The sequence below is a fragment of the Dickeya dadantii NCPPB 898 genome, assembly GCF_000406145.1.
In the GTDB taxonomy this organism is placed as follows: Bacteria; Pseudomonadota; Gammaproteobacteria; order Enterobacterales; family Enterobacteriaceae; genus Dickeya; species Dickeya dadantii.
In genome coordinates this window covers 960231-980478 of record NZ_CM001976.1, presented here as the reverse complement: position 1 = coordinate 980478, position 20248 = coordinate 960231, and the positions used below count along the sequence as shown (strand labels likewise).

18 protein-coding genes and 1 pseudogene are annotated in these 20248 nt (G+C 56.4%); 10 read left to right on the top strand and 9 right to left on the bottom strand.

Translation table 11 applies throughout. The annotated features are described in order from the left end of the window. Positions 1-104: 104 nt before the first annotated feature. Both DDA898_RS04875 and DDA898_RS04870 read right to left on the bottom strand, forming a co-directional pair. Complete coding sequence (locus DDA898_RS04875; RefSeq protein WP_038910404.1) at positions 105-1274, bottom strand: sensor histidine kinase; 1170 nt, start codon at positions 1272-1274, stop codon at positions 105-107. After that, complete coding sequence (locus DDA898_RS04870; RefSeq protein ID WP_013316666.1) at positions 1271-1966, bottom strand: response regulator; 696 nt, start codon at positions 1964-1966, stop codon at positions 1271-1273. Before DDA898_RS04870 ends, DDA898_RS04875 begins: the two co-directional genes overlap by 4 nt. Before the next feature lie 142 nt (positions 1967-2108). Between DDA898_RS04870 and DDA898_RS04865 the strand changes: the two genes are divergently transcribed. Next, a complete protein-coding gene (locus DDA898_RS04865; RefSeq protein ID WP_038910403.1) occupies positions 2109-2894 on the top strand; it encodes a MipA/OmpV family protein in 786 nt (261 codons plus the stop codon). A 411-nt stretch (positions 2895-3305) separates the two neighbouring features. Then, positions 3306-4415, top strand: a pseudogene (locus DDA898_RS04860) (SDR family oxidoreductase). A gap of 387 nt (positions 4416-4802) precedes the next feature. On the opposite strand, the gene DDA898_RS04855 reads toward DDA898_RS04860, so the two are convergent. After that, positions 4803-5627: a hypothetical protein gene (locus tag DDA898_RS04855; RefSeq protein WP_038910402.1), complete on the bottom strand. Its 825-nt coding sequence runs from the start codon at positions 5625-5627 to the stop codon at positions 4803-4805. Between the two features lie 278 nt (positions 5628-5905). Between DDA898_RS04855 and DDA898_RS04850 the strand changes: the two genes are divergently transcribed. After that, positions 5906-6634: a sulfite exporter TauE/SafE family protein gene (locus tag DDA898_RS04850; protein ID WP_033111655.1), complete on the top strand. Its 729-nt coding sequence runs from the start codon at positions 5906-5908 to the stop codon at positions 6632-6634. Here the strand turns inward: DDA898_RS04850 and DDA898_RS04845 are convergent. The 3 genes from DDA898_RS04845 to DDA898_RS04835 form a co-directional block, all read right to left on the bottom strand. Next, entirely contained in the window at positions 6631-7095 is a 465-nt protein-coding gene (locus tag DDA898_RS04845; RefSeq protein ID WP_033111654.1) for an NUDIX domain-containing protein, read from the bottom strand. The genes DDA898_RS04850 and DDA898_RS04845 overlap by 4 nt on opposite strands. A gap of 116 nt (positions 7096-7211) precedes the next feature. After that, the gene (locus DDA898_RS04840) at positions 7212-8105 is read right to left on the bottom strand and encodes a LysR substrate-binding domain-containing protein (protein ID WP_038910401.1); all 894 of its coding nucleotides are present in this window, start codon (positions 8103-8105) and stop codon (positions 7212-7214) included. A gap of 165 nt (positions 8106-8270) precedes the next feature. Next, a complete protein-coding gene (locus DDA898_RS04835; RefSeq protein ID WP_013316660.1) occupies positions 8271-8804 on the bottom strand; it encodes a TIGR00645 family protein in 534 nt (177 codons plus the stop codon). Between the two features lie 331 nt (positions 8805-9135). On the opposite strand from DDA898_RS04835, the gene DDA898_RS04825 reads away from it, so the two are divergent. The 4 genes from DDA898_RS04825 to queF all read left to right on the top strand — a co-directional run bounded on the left by DDA898_RS04825 (position 9136) and on the right by queF (position 13868). Next, complete coding sequence (locus tag DDA898_RS04825; RefSeq protein ID WP_038910398.1) at positions 9136-10866, top strand: polysaccharide lyase family protein; 1731 nt, start codon at positions 9136-9138, stop codon at positions 10864-10866. 663 nt (positions 10867-11529) lie between these two features. Continuing rightward, on the top strand, positions 11530-12144 hold the full coding sequence (locus tag DDA898_RS04820) for a helix-turn-helix domain-containing protein (protein ID WP_038912441.1): 615 nt from the start codon (positions 11530-11532) through the stop codon (positions 12142-12144). After that, positions 12145-13020 (top strand): queuosine precursor transporter, encoded by an 876-nt coding sequence (locus DDA898_RS04815; protein WP_038910397.1) that lies wholly within the window; start codon positions 12145-12147, stop codon positions 13018-13020. Positions 13021-13025: 5 nt separating this feature from the next. Next, complete coding sequence (queF, locus tag DDA898_RS04810; protein WP_038910396.1) at positions 13026-13868, top strand: NADPH-dependent 7-cyano-7-deazaguanine reductase QueF; 843 nt, start codon at positions 13026-13028, stop codon at positions 13866-13868. Here the strand turns inward: queF and DDA898_RS04805 are convergent. Next, complete coding sequence (locus DDA898_RS04805; protein ID WP_038910395.1) at positions 13843-14799, bottom strand: LysR family transcriptional regulator; 957 nt, start codon at positions 14797-14799, stop codon at positions 13843-13845. The genes queF and DDA898_RS04805 overlap by 26 nt on opposite strands. Positions 14800-14920: 121 nt before the next feature. On the opposite strand from DDA898_RS04805, the gene DDA898_RS04800 reads away from it, so the two are divergent. After that, positions 14921-16006 (top strand): tartrate dehydrogenase, encoded by a 1086-nt coding sequence (locus DDA898_RS04800; RefSeq protein WP_038910394.1) that lies wholly within the window; start codon positions 14921-14923, stop codon positions 16004-16006. A gap of 314 nt (positions 16007-16320) precedes the next feature. On the opposite strand, the gene DDA898_RS04795 is transcribed toward DDA898_RS04800, so the two are convergent. Both DDA898_RS04795 and azuC read right to left on the bottom strand, forming a co-directional pair. Further along, positions 16321-16989, bottom strand: coding sequence for a hypothetical protein (locus tag DDA898_RS04795; protein ID WP_236616704.1), 669 nt, complete (start codon positions 16987-16989; stop codon positions 16321-16323). 193 nt (positions 16990-17182) lie between these two features. Continuing rightward, positions 17183-17260 (bottom strand): stress response protein AzuC, encoded by a 78-nt coding sequence (gene azuC / locus DDA898_RS23885; protein WP_224063015.1) that lies wholly within the window; start codon positions 17258-17260, stop codon positions 17183-17185. A gap of 329 nt (positions 17261-17589) precedes the next feature. Here azuC and DDA898_RS04790 point away from each other — a divergent pair, with 329 nt between their 5' ends. Beyond that, positions 17590-18783, top strand: a complete 1194-nt coding sequence (locus tag DDA898_RS04790; RefSeq protein ID WP_038900445.1) for a multidrug efflux MFS transporter — start codon at positions 17590-17592, stop codon at positions 18781-18783. A 159-nt stretch (positions 18784-18942) separates the two neighbouring features. Then, entirely contained in the window at positions 18943-20235 is a 1293-nt protein-coding gene (locus tag DDA898_RS04785) for an ABC transporter substrate-binding protein (protein WP_050570310.1), read from the top strand. The last annotated feature ends 13 nt before the right edge of the window (positions 20236-20248 follow it).

The window sequence follows — 20248 nt, the reverse complement described above, 5'->3', positions numbered from 1 at the left end:
CGCCATTACACCGCACGCATTTCCAGATTGTTTCCACGCTTCATCAAGAAACCGTCAAGGACGCTGAAAAATCGGTTCGCTCCCGGCCGCCTCCCTTGAGTGAGTCACACCGCCGGCAGTTCGAGAGTAAAGCACATGCCGCCTTGCGGGTGGTTTTCCGCCGTCAGGCTGCCGCCGAGCGCTTCGCAAATCGCCAGGGCGATGGACAACCCCAGTCCGCTGCCGCCGGAATGGCGTGCCCGCGAGGTATCGGCGCGGGAAAAGCGCTCGAAAATATGCGGCAGGAATGTCTCGCTGACGCCGGGGCCGTAGTCGCGAAAGCAAATCTGCCAGCGGTTCTGCTGCCGCGCCACCTCAATCCGCTGCATTTTGCCTTCCACCGCATAACGCAGCGCATTATCCATCAGGATGGTAAATACCTGCCCGAGCCGAATCGGGTCCGCCAGACAATACCCTTCCTCATCGGCATGCAGCGTAATGGTAAAACCGACCGTTTCCGCATTCGGCTTCAGCCAGGCAATACGGTCGCGCAGCAGTTCCACCGGGTTCAGTCGGGTCTTGTCGATAGCCAGTTGCCCGGCGCTGGCCATCGATAACAGATGCAGATCTTCAATCAGGCGATTAAGGTTGAGCATCTGGTTCATCACCATCTGCAGTTGTTGGGCATCAGGCTCGAACACGCCGTCCAGCATCCCTTGTAACCGGCCCATCGCCGCCGTCAGCGGCGAGCGTAATTCATGCGCCATCGCCACATGCGAGGCATGCAACTCACGCTCGTAACGCTCCAGTTGGGCCGTCATGGCATTGAAGTCCTGGGTCAGCAGCGTCAACTCCGCCGGTGCGCCCGGCACCGTACGCGCTCGGGTGGCGAACTGCCCGCGAGCCACCGCGCGGGCCGACATCGCCAGTTGGCTGAATTGCACCGACAACGGCCGGGCCGCCCACAGCCCCAGCATCACAATCAATGGAATAGCAACCAGCACCAGTACCCCCAGGATCAACCAATCCTCGGAGACAATAGACAGGTCGAAAGATTTAGGACCGTACCAGGTATCCAGAATCTCGTAATAGCGGGTGCGGTTCAGATCGGGATTGATCTGTAATGCCGCAAACTCATGACGCACCGCTTCCGGCATGGTATGGCGCACCCACAGATTCCAGATGGCGAACCGCAGCCACATGCAGGTGGCGATCAGCACTACCGTACCAATCGCCAGCGACAGAATGCGAATACACAGCCAGCGCCACAGCGAGAGAGGAGGCAGATTATTCATGGCTGACGAAACCTGTAGCCAACCGCACGCACCGTCAGCAGCACCCCGCCGATACCGACCGCTTCAAGTTTTTTGCGCAGATTATAGATGTGGGTATCCACCACCCGCTCCAGCGCGTCGCTGTCCGGCAGGCACGCCTCCAGCAGTTCCTGCCGGGAAAAGGCGCGGGTCTGAGCGCGCAACAGGGTCGCCAACAGGCTGAACTCCGTCGGCGTCAAATCCAGCAACTGGCGCTGGCCTTGTGCATCGGCCACGGTAGCGACCATCGCATCCAGATCCACCTCCAGCGAGCCGAAGGTCAACGATCGACCGGGCGTCATCACCCCACAAGTGCGCCGCAACACCGCCTGCACTCGCGCCACCACCTCGCCGGGGTGATAGGGTTTGGTCACGTAATCGTCTGCGCCGTACCGCAGCGCGCCGATCTTGTCGGTGTCGTCGCCCATCGCGGTGACCATGATCACCGGCACATCGCTTTTGCGGCGCAGAGCGGTCAGCACTTCGGTGCCGTTCATGCCCGGCAGCATCACATCCAACAGGATCAGATCCGGCTTCAGGCGCTGAGCCATATCCAGACCGTTCACCCCATCTCCCGCCAGCAACACCTGGAAATTGTCGCGTTTCAGGTAAGCTTCCAGCACGCCGGCAGCATCCGTGTCATCTTCGATTATCAGAATGCGTTTCGGACTCATCGTGGTTCTCTTGATAATTTCTTCATGATTTGCTGACAGTACATTGACGCTGATGCGTATACTAACCAGCATCTCGTACAGGGATGCACGAAAACACCTGTTACAGGCAACAACATTTACCCGTCTTAGGAGTCAAGTCAGGATGATAGTGCGACATATTCCTTTTTATATAGCTACTCTTTTCTTCGCCGGCAGCAACATCAGTTGGGCCGACGATAGCGCACCCGGTCAGCAAGACGGCGTCACCCTCGGCCTCGCCGCCCACAATGGGCCGCGCTACAGCGGCTCGGATGAACGCCGTTGGGATGTGCTGCCGGTGATTCAGGCTCGTCAGGGCGCGTTCTTTTTCGATACCGCCAAAGGCGCGGGTTATGACCTGCAGTTCGGCCAGTTCTACCTTGAACACACGCTGGGTTATTCCATCGGGCGCACCGACAAGAAATCCTCTTTCCGTCCCGGTTCCGACAAACTGCGCGGCATGGGCGACATTGACAGCGCCCTGAACACCGCCGTGGCGCTGGGCTGGCAATTTACCGACCAGTTGTCGGTGGAAGCCAAGGCGATTCTGCCGCTGACCGACAGCCAGGGCGTGCAATACCAGACATCGCTGACCAGCATTCTGTTCCAGGACAAATCGGATACGCTGGGCGCTCAGGGCACCTTGCTGTTCGGCGACGCCCGCTATAACAACCTGTTTTACGGCGTCAACCAGCAGCAGAGCCAGAACTCCGGCTATCGCGCCTATCAGGCCGGCAGCGGTTTGTACGGCCAGTCAGTCTCGCTGTTCTGGACCCATCAGTTTGATCCGCATTGGGCCACCACGCTCAGCGGCAGCTATACCCGCCTGAACGATAAAGCCTCGAACAGCCCCATCGTGTTTCGCGCCGATCAGGGCGAAGGGACATTTGCTGTTACTTATACGTTTTAATTCAATCTCTGTCGCCACCGACCACGCTTGCAGCGCTCGGTGGCGACAGGCTGCTCTGTTCTTTTCTTCACTCCACCTTCACCCCGCCGCATAGCGCGAAATGTTGACCGCCGCCGATGACAGGCGCGCAGAAATCGACGGCACTCGCTCCCCCCAGACGTTGACACCCGCGCCAGGTTTAATAATTCAGCGCTTGATTTCTTAATTCGTACACAATCAATTACAGCAATGGCAGCGACATTAAATTAAAAAAAATAACGGAACAGTTAAAAAACTAAACGGAACGACAACAAGATAAGAAAAGCCGACCGGGAAATTGAAAAGCGAAAACCCACTGAAATAGAATGTCGCCGCTGCATCTGAGCGCAATTCAGACAGCACCTCCCTATTACATAAAATGGTCTTAACATCATGAAAACGGTACTCATCACCGGAGCAACAGGCTTCCTGGGCGGTGCTGTTATGGAAAAAGCGCTGCAGGACGAGCGAATTGAAAATTTGTTTATGTTAGTCAGAGCCAGCAATAAACAGAACGGACTTAAACGAATCCTAAATAACTTGCGTAAATTTGATATTTCGGAACCATTATTATCTCGTTTAACAGAAGACAATATTATTATCGGCGACCTGGCGGAGCCTGAATCATTTCTTCAACATCCGGCGCTGGACAGCGTCACCTATGTTATCAACAGCGCGGCAATCGCCTCGTTTGGCAACAATCCGCTGATCTGGAAAGTGAACGTGGAAGGCACGCTGGCCTTTGCCAAACGGATGAGCCAGGTTAAATCGCTGCAAAAATTCATTCAGATCGGCACCGCGATGTCCTGCGTACCGAATCAGGACGAAGTGGTGGTGGAATCCAACCTGCTGGATACGGAAAAATCGCACATCGTCGAATACACCCTGTCCAAAGCCACCATCGAAAACCTGATGCGTGAACACTGCCCGGCCATGCCGCTGCTGATTGTGCGCCCGTAGATCATCGTCGGCCATTCCCGTCTGGGCTGTAAGCCGTCCAGCAGCATCTACTGGGTGTTCGAGATGGCGATGAAACTCCAGAGATTCATGTGCTCGCTTGACGATAAAATCGATGTCATCCCGGTGGATTTCTGCGCCGAAGCCATCCTGATGCTGTTGCACAGCGATCAGGCGGTCGACGATATCTACCATATTTCCGCCGGCGAAGCCTCCAGCGTGAGTTTCAGCGAAGTGGATATGGCGATGGCGCAGGCAGCGGCGCGCCCGCCGATGGGCGAGGCCTACCGTCAGGTGAGTTACCACGACCTGATCAAACTGCGCAGCAGCTTCAGCGAACTGTACGGCCCCTGCAACGAACGCCTGATGCTGCGCGCCATGCGTCTGTACGGTTCGTTCGCCCAGTTGAATGTCAAGTTCAGCAACCGCAAGCTGTTGCAACTGGGTATGAAAACCCCGCCGCGCTTTACCGAATATGTGGGCAAGTGCGTCGAAACCACCCGTCAATTCAGCGTGCCGGAATTGATGACGGTAGATTTCAAATAACATCGTTTACCGCGCTGCCCTGCTATCGTTACCGAAGATGGCGGGGCAAATAAATATACGCCAAACCATCGCCCTGCATGTTACGACCCATTATTTATTTTACTGCCCATCAATAAAGAAATATCCTCGCAAGAATAATTAACGCAGCGCCGATTGATAATAAAAACAAATACCGTTGATATAAAAAACAAAACCAGATAACGAATGACGCCACCACAGAACAATCTCAACAAGCGAATAAAAATAGATAACACTCTGCTTGTAAAGCAGTTATTAAAATCTGTCATAAAATAGAAATGACGTTTCAATACGCTCTATTTTCAGCATCAAATAAAACAACGCCCCGCAATTACGGGGCGCCAATCGATATTATCAGGCTGCGTTATTTCACGCATCGCCGATAGGCTGACGGGAGCCGGGACAAACCAGCTGCCTGCTCTTGATATGGTACATCTCCAGATTGGGCCGCAGGAAAAACGCCATTTCCCACGGGTTTTTATTGATGAACGCGTGACGGACGTCCTCAAACAACGGCGTTGCCGGGTCGATCAGGTGAGCATCGCCTTCAATCAGGGTGTAATTCCATTCGATTGAACGTTCAAAGGTGTAGTGCGAGCGTTCATCCATGGCGAAAAAGCAGTGCGGGTTACGTTTGAGCAGTTTGGATTTGAACGTTTCCGGGAAGGTAATCAGGAAAATATCGTCCTCCACCGAGGAGAGGAACGCCAGCACCGTGGTGTGCGGCTGCTCTTCCGCCATCGTCACCAGCACGCCGACCTTATTGGTAAAATCTTTGCGTTCGGTATCCGGCAGCGCGGTCATGGAGGTAAACGGCACCGGTCGTTCCGGCCGGAGATCGGTCGGGAACGCATAACCCGGCTCGCGGATATCCACCACCGGCGTAAAGCCATGCAACAGCTGGCACTCGCGCGGCGCCAGAATCACCCAGTCGTCATCCACGCTGACCACCCGCCCCTTGTATGAGGCGCGGTACACCGAAATATTGGCGTCGAACTCATCAACGCCGGTGCGATTGTCGAGGTGCACTGTCGCCAGATCACCCACCGTCAGGTCATGCCCCTTGGGGAAAAATACCCGCAGGCTGTTGTCGGCGCGCGGATAGACCCCACAGATATGAATTACCACATTTCCTTGTTGGTAACAGGCCAGCACCCCCAGCACCTGTTTGCCAAGATACGTCGTCAGACTCATGTTGCAGCACCTTGTTTATTATTCTCGTTACCGGATACGTCAGGCTGTGTGTAAAACCGCCATTGGCGTCGGCCGGCGGATTTCACCCGTCCATCGCGCCTGCCGTTTCCACCCTATGCGAGCGGAAGATTGGCTGTCAAGGCGTTTGCGGCCGTAGCCTCCGCGTCACCCAATGTGTGAATTTAACTCACGTATTCGTGATTTTTTCGTCAGAGATATTCACTTATCACACAGGTATGCTCGCCGCAGACAACTCAATCCGCACAGCGAGGTCACTCGTGAGCTACATCCTGATTCTTCTTCTCGGCCTGTTCGCCGGCAGCGTCAGCGGCATCGTCGGCACCGGCGGCTCCATCATTCTGCTGCCCGCGCTGGCATGGGCGTTCGGCCCGCAGGCGGCGGTGCCGATCATGGCGATCGCCGCCACCATGAGCAACATTTCCAAGGTTATCCTGTGGCGTAACGCCATCAACTTGCGGGCGTTGGGCTGCTACTGTCTGCCCGGCATCCCGGCGTCGATAATCGGCGCCAGCCTGCTGTGGGCGATGCCGGTACGCTTATCCAGCCTGTGCATCGGTCTGTTTTTTCTGCTGCTGATTCCGCTACGCCATCTGGCCCGACAGCGCGCCTTCAGCCTGAACGATAGCCAACTGGCGGTGGCGGGCGGCGTGGTCGGCTTCCTCACCGGCGTGGTGTTTTCCACCGGCCCGCTGACGCTGCCGCTATTTGCCGGTTACGGCCTGCTGAAAGGCGCGTTGCTGGCGACCGAATCGGCCGCGTCGCTGGTGATCTACCTGACCAAAGCCGCCACCTTCGGCGTGGTCGGCGCGCTGCCGCTGTCGGTGTTGTGCGCCGGGCTGATGGTCGGGCTAACGCAGGTGGCCGGGGTGTATATCGGCAAACGCTTCGTACTGCGCCTGTCCGATGCCCTGTTCAACCGGCTGGTGGACGGCATGATGCTGATCGCCGGTCTGTCGCTGCTGTGGGAAACGCTGCCCGCGCATTAGCGCGGCAATGACGGTAATAACGGCAATGACAGAAAATAATCAAGGTATTCGCGGTACTCATCGCCCAGCGTCGGCAATGCCTGAAGATCAAAGAAACGCACGTCCCGCGATTCGGTTTTATCCACCACGATATCGCCCTGCCAGCTATGGGAGACATACAGAGCGGTAATCACGTAGATCTGATCCTGATTAGGCAAGGTAAAAAAATGATCGGGACCGGAGAACACCTTCAGAAAATCGAGCGCGTTCAGTTGCAAGCCGGTTTCTTCACGCACTTCCCGAATCGCCGCCTCTTCCAGCGATTCACCCAATTCCAGCAGACCGCCGGGTAATCCCCAGACGCCCTCCAGTCGGTGCTGCAACAGTACCTGCCGGCGCGCATTGAGCACAATCACGTTAGACCCGGCCAGCAGTAGCGGGCGATGCCCGATCAACTGACGCATTTCCTGCACATAATTCATGGCTACCACCTCCTTATTCGGTCATTCCGCCCCACCGTACCGTTGATGCATGACAATAATGTGAGCCAGATATCAGTTTGAGTCAGGTATCAGTGTGGGTCAGGAATCAGTGCGGGTCACGCATTATCCGGTTTGGCGCCTTCTTCCTGCAGCCAGCGCTCAAAACGATAATGCAGACGAGTTTTCGCCAGCCCGGCCGGCGTCAGCAAATAGTAGGTGCGCTCGGCGATACGCAGATCCGGCAACGGCACCGTCAGCCGGCCTAGCGCCACGTCGCGCGCCAGTAGCGGCAGCGGTCCCGGCCCGACGCCCAGCCCGTCGATCAAGGCGGCGTAAGTGACGTAGAAGTGATCAAACCGCAGCCAGTTGAGAGTACCGGGGTCGACCACCCCGCCCAAATCAAACAGTTGCGGCCAGAAGCCCGGGCGGGTTTCGGTGTCGAGCAGCGTGTGGTTCGTCACCGCCGCCAGTGTGGCGAGCGGCTGACGGGCCAGCAGCGAAGGCGCGGCCAGCAAGGTGTAATGCTCCTGCATAAACGGCAACGCGCTGAAGCGGTCGCTGTTGAACACGCCAAGGCGAATCACCAGATCAAAGCCGCTGGTCATCGCCAGTTGCTGGGTGGTCGCGGTGTGAATCTGAATCAGCGTACCGGGGTTGGCCTGATAAAATGCCGGCAGTCGCGGCGCCAGCCAGCGCATGGTGAAGGTAGCGGGCGCGCTGATGCGCAGCACCTGGGTGGCTTCACCGCGACCATAGCGGCGGGCGGCTTCGTCCATCACCGCCAGCACGTCGTTCATCTCTTTAGCAAACGCCTGCGCATGCAGCGTCGGCACCATGCACTGGCCGGCGCGTACGAACAGCGTCTGCCCCAGCCAGGTTTCCAGAATACGGATCTGGCGGCTGATGGCGCCGTGGGTGACATTCAGTTCTTCGGCCGCGGCGGTATAACTTCCTGCCCGGCAGGCGGCCAGAAAGGCCCGCAACGCCGGCAGGGGAGGAAGTCGGTGCATGGCTCATCGTCTCCGTAGATCGCACACAGCACAAACTGTATCACACGACAACAGCGCCGCTGTCGCCCGGTTTCGCGCCTGACGGGCGAAAAAAACGCCCCCGGCGATCGACCGGGGGCGTCGTTCATGGCAGCAACGCATCGTTATCAATGCTTATGACGAGACTTAATGCTTATCCTGAGCCTTGTCGGCGCCATGATGGGCATGATGTTCGTGGCGGGACAGCCAATCCAGATAGCCCATAACAAAGGCCGACAGCACAAAAGTCAGGTGGATGATCACATACCACATCAGCTTGTTGTCCGGTACGTTCTTGGCATCCATGAACACCCGCAGCAGGTGGATGGACGAAATCGCCACGATCGACGCCGCCACTTTGTTTTTCAGCGAGCTGGCGTCCATTTTGCCCAGCCAGTTCAGCTTCTCCTTGTCCTCGCCGATATCCAGCGCCGACACAAAGTTTTCATAGCCGGAAAACATCACCATCACCAGCAACCCGCCCACCAGCGTCATATCCACCAGCGACAACAGCGTCAGGATCAGATCGGATTCCGCGATGGAAAAGATGTTCGGCAGGACATGCCAGATTTCTTCAAAGAACTTGATGGCCAGCGCCAGTAATCCCAGCGATAACCCCAGATAAACCGGAGCCAGCAGCCACCGTGCAGCGTACATCGTATTTTCCAGAAAACGTTCCATAGCGCCTATCAGGTACAGGTTTGAGAGGAATGCATAATAGCGAAAAACCGCAGCGGAGTGTTATTCAATTACTTATCGATATAATTTGTTGATTTTAAAAAAAATAACCTGATTTTCACCGAATTATACCGCCAATAGCCCAAGTGCAGCCCCACACCATCCGAATCGACAAATATGATCCCGATCGCGCCGATCTTCGCGCTATTGCCACCTTCGCCCCGCGGATGACCATCCAACAAAGGAGCGCCATTCATCACCGCGTTAGGCTGTGTACTGCTGTATTCCTCTCCCTACAACGCACCACACATCACAAGACAAATGGACGATGCACATGAATAAACCTCTGCAGGCATGGCGTACCCCGTTGTTGACACTGATATTCGTGCTGCCGCTGACGGCGACAGGCGCGGTGAAACTGACGCTCGACGGCATGAACAGTACGCTGGACAACGGGCTGCTGAAAGTCCGCTTTGGCGCGGACGGCAGCGCGAAGGAAGTGTGGAAAGGCGGCACCAACCTGATTTCCCGCCTCTCCGGCGCGGCGCGCGATCCGGATAAAAACCGCAGTTTTTACCTCGATTACTACTCCGGCGGCGTCAACGAATTCGTGCCGGAACGACTGGAGGTGATCAAACAGACGCCGGATCAGGTCCATCTGGCCTATATCGACGACCAGAACGGCAAACTGCGGCTGGAATATCACCTGATCATGACCCGCGACGTCAGCGGCCTTTACAGTTATGTGGTGGCCGCCAACACCGGTTCAGCGCCGGTGACGGTCAGCGAACTGCGCAACGTTTACCGTTTCGACGCCACCCGGCTGGACACGTTGTTCAACAGCATCCGGCGCGGCACGCCGCTACTGTACGACGAACTGGAGCAGTTGCCGAAAGTGCAGGATGAAACCTGGCGGTTGCCTGACGGTAGCGTCTACTCCAAATACGACTTTGCCGGTTATCAACGCGAAAGCCGCTACTGGGGGGTGATGGGCAACGGTTACGGCGCCTGGATGGTGCCCGCCAGCGGCGAGTATTACTCAGGCGACGCGCTGAAACAGGAACTGCTGGTGCATCAGGACGCGATTATCCTGAACTATCTTACCGGTTCTCACTTCGGCACCCCGGATATGGTGGCGCAGCCGGGTTTTGAGAAACTCTACGGTCCGTGGCTGCTGTACATCAATCAGGGCAACGACCGGGAACTGGTGGCGGACGTCAGCCGCCGGGCCGAGCATGAGCGCGCCAGTTGGCCCTACCGCTGGCTGGACGATGCGCGCTATCCACGCCAGCGCGCCACCGTCAGCGGCCGCCTGCGCACCGAGGCGCCTCACGCCACGGTGGTGCTGAACAGCAGCGCGGAAAACTTTGATATTCAGACTACCGGTTACCTGTTCAGCGCCCGCACCAACCGCGACGGCCGTTTCAGCCTGAGCAATGTGCCGCCGGGTGAATATCGGCTGTCGGCCTACGCCGATGGCGGCACGCAAATCGGCCTGCTGGCGCAACAAACCGTGCGGGTAGAAGGCAAGAAAACCCGACTCGGCCAAATTGACGCGCAGCAACCTGCGCCGCTGGCATGGGCCATCGGTCAGGCCGACCGCCGGGCCGACGAGTTCCGCTTCGGCGACAAGCCACGTCAGTATCGCTGGCAAACCGAGGTGCCGGCCGACCTGATCTTCGAGATCGGCAAAAGCCGCGAACGTAAGGACTGGTACTACGCCCAGACTCAACCGGGTAGCTGGCATATCCTGTTCAACACCCGCACGCCCGAGCAGCCTTACACCCTGAATATCGCTATCGCCGCCGCCAGCAACAACGGCATGACCACGCCGGCCAGTTCACCGCAACTGGCGGTGAGGCTCAACGGCCAGTTGCTGACCACGCTGAAGTACGACAACGATAAGTCCATCTACCGGGGCGCCATGCAAAGCGGTCGTTACCATGAAGCGCATATTCCGTTGCCCGCGGGCGCACTGCAACAGGGCGGCAACCGCATCACGCTGGAACTGCTGGGCGGCATGGTGATGTACGACGCCATTACGCTGACGGAAACGCCGCAATAACCCGCAGCGCTCATCACGCCTCGTCCCGCGTCGGCATCAGGTCGGCGCGGAACGCCCGTCTTTCTTTATAACGATATTCATATCCATGCGGGCGGCTGTCGGATCAAGATCAAGCCAGCGACGTGATAGGTGACCGGAGATTAATTTGACTGGAGATTGATGTGGCTGGCGGCAAATAGCCCCAGAAACGCCAACGCTGCGTCAAAGCGCAGCGTCGTCGGCGTGTGTCATCGATAATGACGCTCCCTTATTTTCTCACCTCTCTGCTAAGCGTCCGTTCTGGGTTCCCTGGTGTCGGATTGATGGTGGTCTGCGTCAGTGACGTCAGAAACAACCAATTAGTTTATTAACTATATCTTATGGTTATAGTAAATTATCTGTATCACACAGATTAATTAATTTTTCTAAACCTTATAGCAATAAAAACAGTCAAGTCAACAGATTAATGGACACATTATGATCTTTAGTGTCTATTTTTAACGGCGCCATTACAGCAACCACCAATAAACTGAATAAGTTCATACTATCCCCCCTGTTTTTCTCCGTCATACATGCCCGCTACACGCCGCGGTTGCCGATTTTTTTCTTTCCGGCGGCATAGGTGAACGTAACGCTTTATCGTAAGATGAACCTGTCTGAGAACTGACCTGAGAAGGGATGACCATGAAAACAACGAATGCTCAGCGCAAAACTAATATCATTAAAAATATTGAATATCTGATGCGTACCCGAGGCGAAACCAAAGCCTCGTTTTCTAATCGTACCGGGGTAACGCGCACCACTATCTACAAAATTCTTGAAGGTAGGGTAAACAAGGTTCAGCAATCCACCATCAATCGTATTTCCGATTTCTTCGGCGTGTCCTGTGAGGAAATCGAAGATTACGATCTGGAAAAGGTCGAGCGCCTGAACAATACCGTCTCTTTTGAAGGCAATAAAAACCCGGCGGCGATTCCCATCGTTCCGCAGTCGCAACTGTTGTTGGCACGGCAGCACAAGATTGGTCAGTTAGCGGTTCAATATCCGTTGACCTATTTCTTCGGAGAGGAATCCAACATGGTGGCGGTACAGATCGAATCGCCGATTGGCGACGCTTTCTACCCCGGCGCGCTGCTCATCATCAAACGGCCGCCTGCGCTGGTGCCGGATACGCCGATACTCTGTCACTCTCCTGCCACCGGATTTTTTGTCGACATCCCGGATTCGCCGGACATGGCAGACAGAAAACGCCCCGAGGACGCAGTCCTGCTGGGATATATCATAGAGGAAAGGATATAAATGGATGCAAACAGGAAATTCAAGCTGCTGGGGTTCAACCACAGCGGCGAACTGTCAGCCAATATCATGGTGTTATCGACCGGCAAGATGATCCACATGGATCTCAAGGAACTGGTCGACAGCGAAATCTCCGATGACCTAAGCCGGCACGAACTCAATGCTCTGTACAAAAAACTCTATTCCGGCAAAGACATCACCACCGCCTACGACATCAGCGACAGAAACGAACGATCCTGGCTGGCATACCTCATCATTACCGCCGCGCTTTGCGTCATTTATATTTTTTCCACCGTCAGCGGCGTCAAACCAATATTTATTCCGGCCCTGAATCTGGTCGTGCCCCCCGCCGTTTTCGTCTACCCGCTGACCTTTATTCTGGTGGATATTCTGAATGAATTTTATGGGCTGCGGCTGGCGCGCCGCACCATTCTCATCGCTTTTTTCTTCCATCTGGCGTTTGTGCTCGGGCTGTGGGTCACCAGCCTGATCCCCGGCTTGCCGGAATGGGAATACAGCAAGACCTATAGCGGCATCGTCGAAAGCATGATGGCGGTGCTGGTGGCCTCATCGCTGGCCTACCTGATCTCCGAAAACATCAATGCCTGGGTGCTGCACAAAATCAAGATTCTGACCAAGTCCCGCTACCTGTTTATCCGCGTGATCACCAGCACGGTCACCGCCTCTGCCGTCGACAGTGTGATTTTCTGCACCATCGCGTTTTATAATGTGCTGAGTTCTGACGTGATCCGCACCATGATCCTGTCGCAATTTCTGATCAAAGTGGTCTATGCGGTGTTGGGCGTCGGCCCTATTTACGGTACCCGCAGGCTGTTCAGAAAATACATTCATGCCATACCCGTACCAGCAAGGAACTGAGCGATATGCATATTACAGAAAACGATAGCATTACCCATCTGGGGGTGCGCTCCAGCTACCCGGACAAATACGACCCGACGCTGCTGGAAGCGCTGCCGCGCGCCCGCGGGCGCGATCTGGTCGGCCTGACCGGGTCGGACCTGCCGTTTGACGGTTACGATCTGTGGACCGCCTTCGAGCTGTCGTGGCTCAACCACAAGGGAAAACCGCTGGTGGGCATCGCCGAATTCATCATCCCGGCCAGTTCGGAAAACCTGATCGAGTCCAAATCGTTCAAGCTGTACCTTAACAGCTTCAACCAGACCCGCTTTCGCGACATCGGCGAAGTGCATGCTACCTTGATCAAAGATCTGTCCGCCGCCGCCAACGGCGACGTCAAGGTCACACTGTACCCAGGCCTGACCGGCTACCCGTCGCAGATCGATACCCTACCCGGCATCAACATTGACGAGCTGGACATCGAAGTGAACGGTTACGGCTTCAACCCGGATTATCTGCAGCATGCGGTACGCGATAAGGCGCCGGTGGTTGCGGAAACCCTGTGTTCCAATCTGCTGAAGTCCAACTGTCTGGTTACCTATCAGCCGGACTGGGGCAGCGTGGTCATCAAGTACGAGGGCCGGCAAATCGACCGGGAAGCGCTGCTGCGTTACCTGATTTCGTTCCGCCAGCACAACGAATTCCACGAACAGTGCGTCGAGCGTATCTTTAATGACCTCAAGCGCTACTGCCAGCCGGAAAAACTGACCGTGTTCGCCCGCTATACCCGTCGCGGCGGTCTGGACATCAACCCGTTCCGCAGCAATTTCGAAACCGAAGCCGCTACCGGCCGTCTGGTGCGCCAGTAATTCTCCGCGCTTCCCCGCCGGGGAGGCGCGGCCTGCCTTCCTCCCCTTGCAGCAACTGCTGTTTCAGCCAGACGATAAACGCGGAAATGCGCGCCGGCACATGCCGACGCTGCTGATAGACCGCGTAAATATCCGCTTCCGGCATGATGTAGTCCGGCAACAGCGCCACCAGCTCGCCGCTGGACAGCCAGGGGCGCACATCCCACAGCGAACGCAGGATAATGCCGTGCCCGTCCAGCGCGTAGCGCATGATCACCTCGCCGTCGTTGGCGGAAAGATTGCCGAAAGCACGGTGGGTAAACTCGCGGCCGTCGCGGTAAAAACGCCATAAACCGTAGTCGCTCTCGTACTGACGCAACACCAGACAGTTGTGCCCGGCCAGATCCGCCACCGTCTGCGGCGTGCCGCAGCGCGCCAGATAAGCCGGCGCGGCGCACAGCACCCGCGGATTTTCCATCAGCCGATGCGCCACCAGCCGCGAGTCCGGCGGCGCGCCGAAGCGAATATCGATATCCACGCCGGCGTCCAGCATGTTGAGCGGCTGACTGGTGAGCTGCAACTGCACTTCCAGCTCGCCGTGCTGACGGGCGAAGGCGGAAATCAGCGGCGCAATATGGCGACGCCCGAAACCGAACGACGCATTGACGGTCAGCCGCCCGCGCAGCGTTAGCTGGTTACGGCGAACCTGACTTTCCAGTTCTTCGATTTCATGCAGAATCGGCAACGCACCTTCGGCGTACAATTGCCCCTCCGGCGTTAAATCCAACCGCCGGGTGGTACGCCTGATCAGCTGTACCCCCAACCGTTGCTCCAGTTGCGTCAACCGTTTGCTGACGGCCGGCAGCGATAACCCGCTTTCGCGCGCCACCGCCGTCAGGCTGCCAAGCGCGGCGATACGGCTGAAGAACAACAAATCGTCGATTGCACTCATTTATTCTTCTCTTTTATTCAACAATGCCTTTACCGGAAGCGAAATTGTTTACATCGAACAGAATAAATACACTCTCTGTTACCCAAGTGCAATCGATCAGAAAAACCGTTCAGGAGTTGCCATGTCTCAACCGCGTTACCGCATTGCCGTCATTCCCGGCGACGGCATCGGCAAGGAAGTGATGCCGGAAGGGGTACGGGTGATCGCCCGTGCCGCCGAACTGTTTGATATCCAGCTGGAGTGGGAATGGTTTGATTTCGCCAACGCCGATTACTACCTCCGGCACGGCAAGATGATGCCGGACAACTGGTTCGCGCAGCTCAAGGACTTTGACGCCATCTATTTCGGCGCGGTGGGCTGGCCGGAGGTGGTGCCGGATCACGTGTCGCTGTGGCAATCGCTGCTGCTGTTCCGCCGTGAATTCGACCAGTACGTCAACCTGCGCCCCTGCCGCCTGATGCCGGGCGTGAAAGCGCCGCTGGCCGGGCGTCAACCCGGTGATATCGACTTCTACATCGTGCGCGAAAACACCGAAGGCGAATATTCCAGCGTCGGCGGCACGATGTTTGCCGGCACCGAGCGCGAAGTGGTGATTCAGGAAACGGTGATGACCCGCGTCGGCGTCGATCGCATCCTTAAATTCGCCTACGAACTAGCGATGAAACGCCCGAAAAAGCATCTGACTTCCGCCACCAAATCCAACGGCATCGCCATCACCATGCCGTACTGGGACAGCCGCGTCGCCGACATGAGCGCCCGCTACCCGGAAGTGAAGGTGGACAAATATCACATCGATATCCTCACCGCCAACTTCGTGCTGCACCCGGACTGGTTTGACGTGGTGGTCGCCAGCAACCTGTTCGGCGATATTCTGTCCGACCTCGGCCCGGCCTGTACCGGCACTATCGGCATCGCGCCGTCGGCCAACATCAATCCGGATCGCACCTTCCCCAGCCTGTTCGAACCGGTGCACGGCTCGGCGCCGGATATCGCCGGCAAAGGCATCGCCAATCCAATCGGCCAAATCTGGTGCGGGGCGATGATGCTGGAACACCTCGGTCACGACGCCGCCGGCGCGGCGGTGCTAAGCGCCATTGAACGGGTGCTGGCACAGGGGCCGGGAAATGCGCCGCTGACGCGGGACCTTGGCGGCAGCGGCAACACCGCCGCGCTGGGCGAGGCGATTGCGCAGGCGCTGAGTCGTTAAGACTATAATTTTTTTAAACTATAATTTTTTAAAACTATGATTTGTTAAAACTATGCTTTGTTAAAACTATGATTCGCCAAGACGATGAGCCGTTACACACGTGAGTTGAAATAAAACCGACGAAGCAAAAAGCGAAGATATGAAAAAGGCCGCTGTCATAGCGGCCTTAAAACTACAGACAAAGTCCTGACTCGCCGGCAGGGACTTTGTCAATAGGTATGAACTTCTACCACAAGTTAGACGCTGCAAGTTTTTGCGCAGGTTGAGGCTGCATCAAACTGCTGATTCATCTCGTTTGCGTTCAGCTACCAGCACTACCCCTTTTCGCGATTCATTCGGCGCAAGACTCCAGATGTCGCTCTCTGGAATACTGCGGCCATCGTATCGGATCCGTTCACCGTCATACGGCCAGAAAGCACGCCGTTCTGAGTCGAATACAAACCATCAATACCCATCTCTTTACGTGCCATACGCGCCCATAGTGCTTTCCCTCCAGGGAATTGAAGGTTATCACTAACCAGCACAATGCCGTCGTTAATGAGCGCCTTATACATGGCGCTGGCGACATTGGCGTTTCGTTCACGCTTGGCGACAATCACGCCTTCAACCTGGGCAGGATGGGTATTCACCGGTTGCAGATTCTCGTAATAACCGATGACAGCCAAAATAGTTTCGGTTTCGTCGTCGCTGTTACGGGATTTCAGGTCAATCTTTGCTACCACAACATGCCGTAAATCACCATCAACGTCATCGGGTTCGCCATATATTGCCACTGCATGGTGCCGATCACTGTGAATATAAATATCCACCGCACGACCGTTCACACCCGTTTCGCCAATTTTCCGGTATTCCCGCGCCATAGTGGCAGGACTATATGACATTGGAAGAATCGCCATATCAAAACTCCCGCTATCGTTGAGGACTGGTGACATTGTAAGCATAGCCTGTTGTACTTTGTTAAGATTGATAATATCAAAAACCATGTGTGTTTATTAACCAATTTAAACAATAGCACCCGGCCCACCGCTGCTGCTACGCGGTTGAACCCATCTTCCAGCCCTAACAGACGCAATAACCCAAGAAATTACAGCCCGCCTGTATGTTCATACCTAACGAAAAATAAGAAGGCCGCTGTCATAGCGGCCTTCTTATTTAATTTTGGTCTGCTCAGGGCAATTAATGCATGGCACCCGGCGGGATGTCTTTGTAAGCATTGATGTAAGCGACCAGAAGTTTTTTCAGGAATTTACGCACGTCGATCACCTTGGCTAATGAATGATTTGTGAACTTTCTGGTAAAAGATTGTACGTTTTGTTGAATCCTGACGCAACACTTTTGTGATTCAAATCACAAAAAATTCAGAATCACGTTTTGGTTTTCTTGTTTATCTGGGCACCACAGTGTGTTCGACGACCGCTTTGCAACCAAAAACCCATCAATCACCGGGGTTGGATTATTCTTTGATATATAAAATTATTTCCCGGCTAAGACAAAAGCGGCCATACTAGCGGTGTCGCGTAATTCAGCGTGGCACTGGCGCGGGAGCGACCCGGCCTTTCACTGACGACGTAAAAACCTGCCCTATGGAAACCTGGAAACTCAACCTTTTCTCCGCCTGGCTGGGATGTTTTTTCACCGGCATGGCCATGAGCCAGATACTGCCGTTCCTGCCGCTCTACATCGAACATCTGGGCGTTAGCGATCACACCGCGCTCAATCTGTGGTCTGGGCTGGTGTTCAGTTCCTCGTTTCTGATTTCGGCGATTGTCGCGCCGCTGTGGGGCAGCCTGGCCGACCGCAAGGGCCGCAAGCTGATGTTGCTGCGCGCCGCGCTCGGTATGTCTATCGTCATGGCGCTACAAGGCATGGCCACCAACGTCTGGCAGCTGTTTATCCTGCGCGCGCTAATGGGGCTGACCTCCGGCTACATTCCCAACGCCATGGCGCTGATTGCCTCGCAGGTGCCGCGTAGCCGCAGCGGTTGGGCGCTCGGCACGTTGTCCACCGGGCAGGTGGCGGGGGTGTTGATCGGTCCGCTGCTCGGCGGCTTCATGGCCGATACCATCGGTCTGCGCATGGTGTTTTTCGTCACCTCCGCCATGTTGTTTATCTGCTTTCTCATCACGCTGTTCGCCATCCGTGAAAATGCCGTTACCGTCAGCAAAAAAGCGCAGCTCAGCGGCCGGGCGGTGTTCGCCTCGCTGCCTTATCCGCTGCTGATTGTCAGCCTGTGCTTCACCACCATGATGATTCAGATGGCGAACGGCTCCATCAGCCCGATCCTGACGTTGTTTATCCGCGACCTCTCCCCCAACATTGATAATATCGCGTTTATCAGCGGCGTTATCGCCGCCGTGCCGGGAGTGTCGGCGCTGTTGTCCGCGCCGCGCCTCGGCCGGTTGGGGGATCGCATCGGTTCCCAGCGGGTGCTGATCGTGGCGCTGTTCCTGTGCGCGCTGCTGTTCTTCCTGATGTCGGCGGTGCAAAGCTCGGTTCAGCTCGGGATTTTGCGCTTCGCGCTGGGTTTCGCCGACGGCGCGCTGATGCCGGCGGTGCAGGCGCTGCTGGTGAAATACAGCAGCCAGCAGGTGACCGGCCGCATTTTCGGGTATAACCAATCCTGCATGTATCTCGGCAACGTGGTCGGGCCGCTGCTCGGCTCTACCGTTTCCGCCACGTTGGGCTACCGCTGGGTGTTTCTGGTCACCGCGCTGCTGGTGCTGATTAACGGCGTACAGTTGATGGTGAGCTTCGCCCGCATGCCGAAAAAAGGCTGACCGCTTTAGGGAAGCCGGAATCCGGCTTCCTCCTCACCCCAGCATCTCGGATTGTTCATCCCGCATTCATGTTTCTGTCATCCTTGTCGCCAAAGATAGCGCCTGTGCAAACGTATGCACTCCTGACAAAAGGCGCTCACTATGTTTGGCAACAACGACATGTTTGTTAAAAACAAGATGTTTGGTAAAAACAAGCCTGGCAACACCACGCTGACAACAAAACCGCACAGCACAAAAACCCTTTCCCGCCTGCTGCTCGCCATCGGTCTGGCGTGCGGCATGACGGCGCAAGCCGCCGACCTGGTCATCGCCGGGCGCGATGACGTTTACGGCAAGGCGCTCGACAGCACGTTGGCCCGCTTTCAGCAACAATACCCCGGCAAACAAATCGAACTGCTGAAACTGCCCTACGCCAACCTGTATGAAAAACTGGTGATTTCCCTGCGGGAAAACGCCTCGGCCTACGACTTGATGTTGATGGACGACAGCTGGAGCCCGGAATTCGCCGGTAACGGCTGGCTACAACCGCTGCCGGAAAGCCTGCAAAGCAGCGACTTCATTCCAGCGGTGCTGAACGTCTCACGCGTGCCGGAAAACAGCGGCCCGGCGTATAGCCTGCCGGTGGTCGGCAACGTGGCGATGTTCGCCTATCGTCAGGATCTGTTCGATAAACACCAGCTCAAAGCGCCCGCTAACTGGGACGCGGTGCTGAGCGACGCCAAAACCCTGCAACAGCAGGAACCGGGCGTTTCCGGCGTGGTGTTCCGCGGCATGAAAGGCAACCCGATCGTTTCCGGCTTTATGCCGATGCTGTGGGCCTACGGCGGCAACGTGATAACTAACGGCAAAGCGTCGCTGGACTCCCCGCAGGCGCTACAGGCGCTCAATACCCTGAAGGCGCTGAAGGCATTCGCCCCCACCGGGGTTGAGGTGTACAACGCCGCCGACGTACGTCAGGCGATGGAACAGGGCAAAGCGGCGATGGCGATCGAAGTATGGCCGGCCTGGGCCTCGACGCTGGACGACGCAACTAAATCCAAAGTGGTCGGAAAAATGACGCTGCAACCCGCGCCGGGGCAGAGCGCCGGTCCGTCGCCGATGCTCGGCATCTGGCAGATGGCGATCGCCAAAAACAGCCAGCACAACGAACTGGCGCAACAATTCCTGAGCTACCTCACCAGCGCGGAAAACCAGAAAGCACTGGCGCTGGAACTGGGGCTGCCGCCGACTCGCCGCAGCGTCTATCAGGATGCGCAGGTGGTGCAGAAGTACCGTTGGTATCCGGCACAGCTGGCCGCGCTGGAAGCGGGCAAAGCGCGTCCGCGCATCCGCAACTGGCAGGAAGTGGAAAGTATTCTCGGCGACTACCTGCAACTGGCGCTGATGGATCAGATGCCGGCGCAGGTCGCGTTGCAGCAGGCCAATCAGAAGATCGCGCAGGTACTGAAGTAACGGGCACTGCAAT

Bases quoted from the DNA above. Each gene is read 5' to 3' on its own strand.
- DDA898_RS04875 (WP_038910404.1), bottom strand. From the start codon at position 1,274: ATGAATAATCTGCCTCCTCTCTCGCTGTGGCGCTGGCTGTGTATTCGC.
- DDA898_RS04870 (WP_013316666.1), bottom strand. From the start codon at position 1,966: ATGAGTCCGAAACGCATTCTGATAATCGAAGATGACACGGATGCTGCC.
- DDA898_RS04865 (WP_038910403.1), top strand. From the start codon at position 2,109: ATGATAGTGCGACATATTCCTTTTTATATAGCTACTCTTTTCTTCGCC.
- DDA898_RS04855 (WP_038910402.1), bottom strand. From the start codon at position 5,627: ATGAGTCTGACGACGTATCTTGGCAAACAGGTGCTGGGGGTGCTGGCC.
- DDA898_RS04845 (WP_033111654.1), bottom strand. From the start codon at position 7,095: ATGAATTATGTGCAGGAAATGCGTCAGTTGATCGGGCATCGCCCGCTA.
- DDA898_RS04840 (WP_038910401.1), bottom strand. From the start codon at position 8,105: ATGCACCGACTTCCTCCCCTGCCGGCGTTGCGGGCCTTTCTGGCCGCC.
- DDA898_RS04835 (WP_013316660.1), bottom strand. From the start codon at position 8,804: ATGGAACGTTTTCTGGAAAATACGATGTACGCTGCACGGTGGCTGCTG.
- DDA898_RS04825 (WP_038910398.1), top strand. From the start codon at position 9,136: ATGAATAAACCTCTGCAGGCATGGCGTACCCCGTTGTTGACACTGATA.
- DDA898_RS04820 (WP_038912441.1), top strand. From the start codon at position 11,530: ATGAAAACAACGAATGCTCAGCGCAAAACTAATATCATTAAAAATATT.
- DDA898_RS04815 (WP_038910397.1), top strand. From the start codon at position 12,145: ATGGATGCAAACAGGAAATTCAAGCTGCTGGGGTTCAACCACAGCGGC.
- queF (WP_038910396.1), top strand. From the start codon at position 13,026: ATGCATATTACAGAAAACGATAGCATTACCCATCTGGGGGTGCGCTCC.
- DDA898_RS04805 (WP_038910395.1), bottom strand. From the start codon at position 14,799: ATGAGTGCAATCGACGATTTGTTGTTCTTCAGCCGTATCGCCGCGCTT.
- DDA898_RS04800 (WP_038910394.1), top strand. From the start codon at position 14,921: ATGTCTCAACCGCGTTACCGCATTGCCGTCATTCCCGGCGACGGCATC.
- DDA898_RS04795 (WP_236616704.1), bottom strand. From the start codon at position 16,989: ATGGTTTTTGATATTATCAATCTTAACAAAGTACAACAGGCTATGCTT.
- DDA898_RS04790 (WP_038900445.1), top strand. From the start codon at position 17,590: ATGGAAACCTGGAAACTCAACCTTTTCTCCGCCTGGCTGGGATGTTTT.
- DDA898_RS04785 (WP_050570310.1), top strand. From the start codon at position 18,943: ATGTTTGTTAAAAACAAGATGTTTGGTAAAAACAAGCCTGGCAACACC.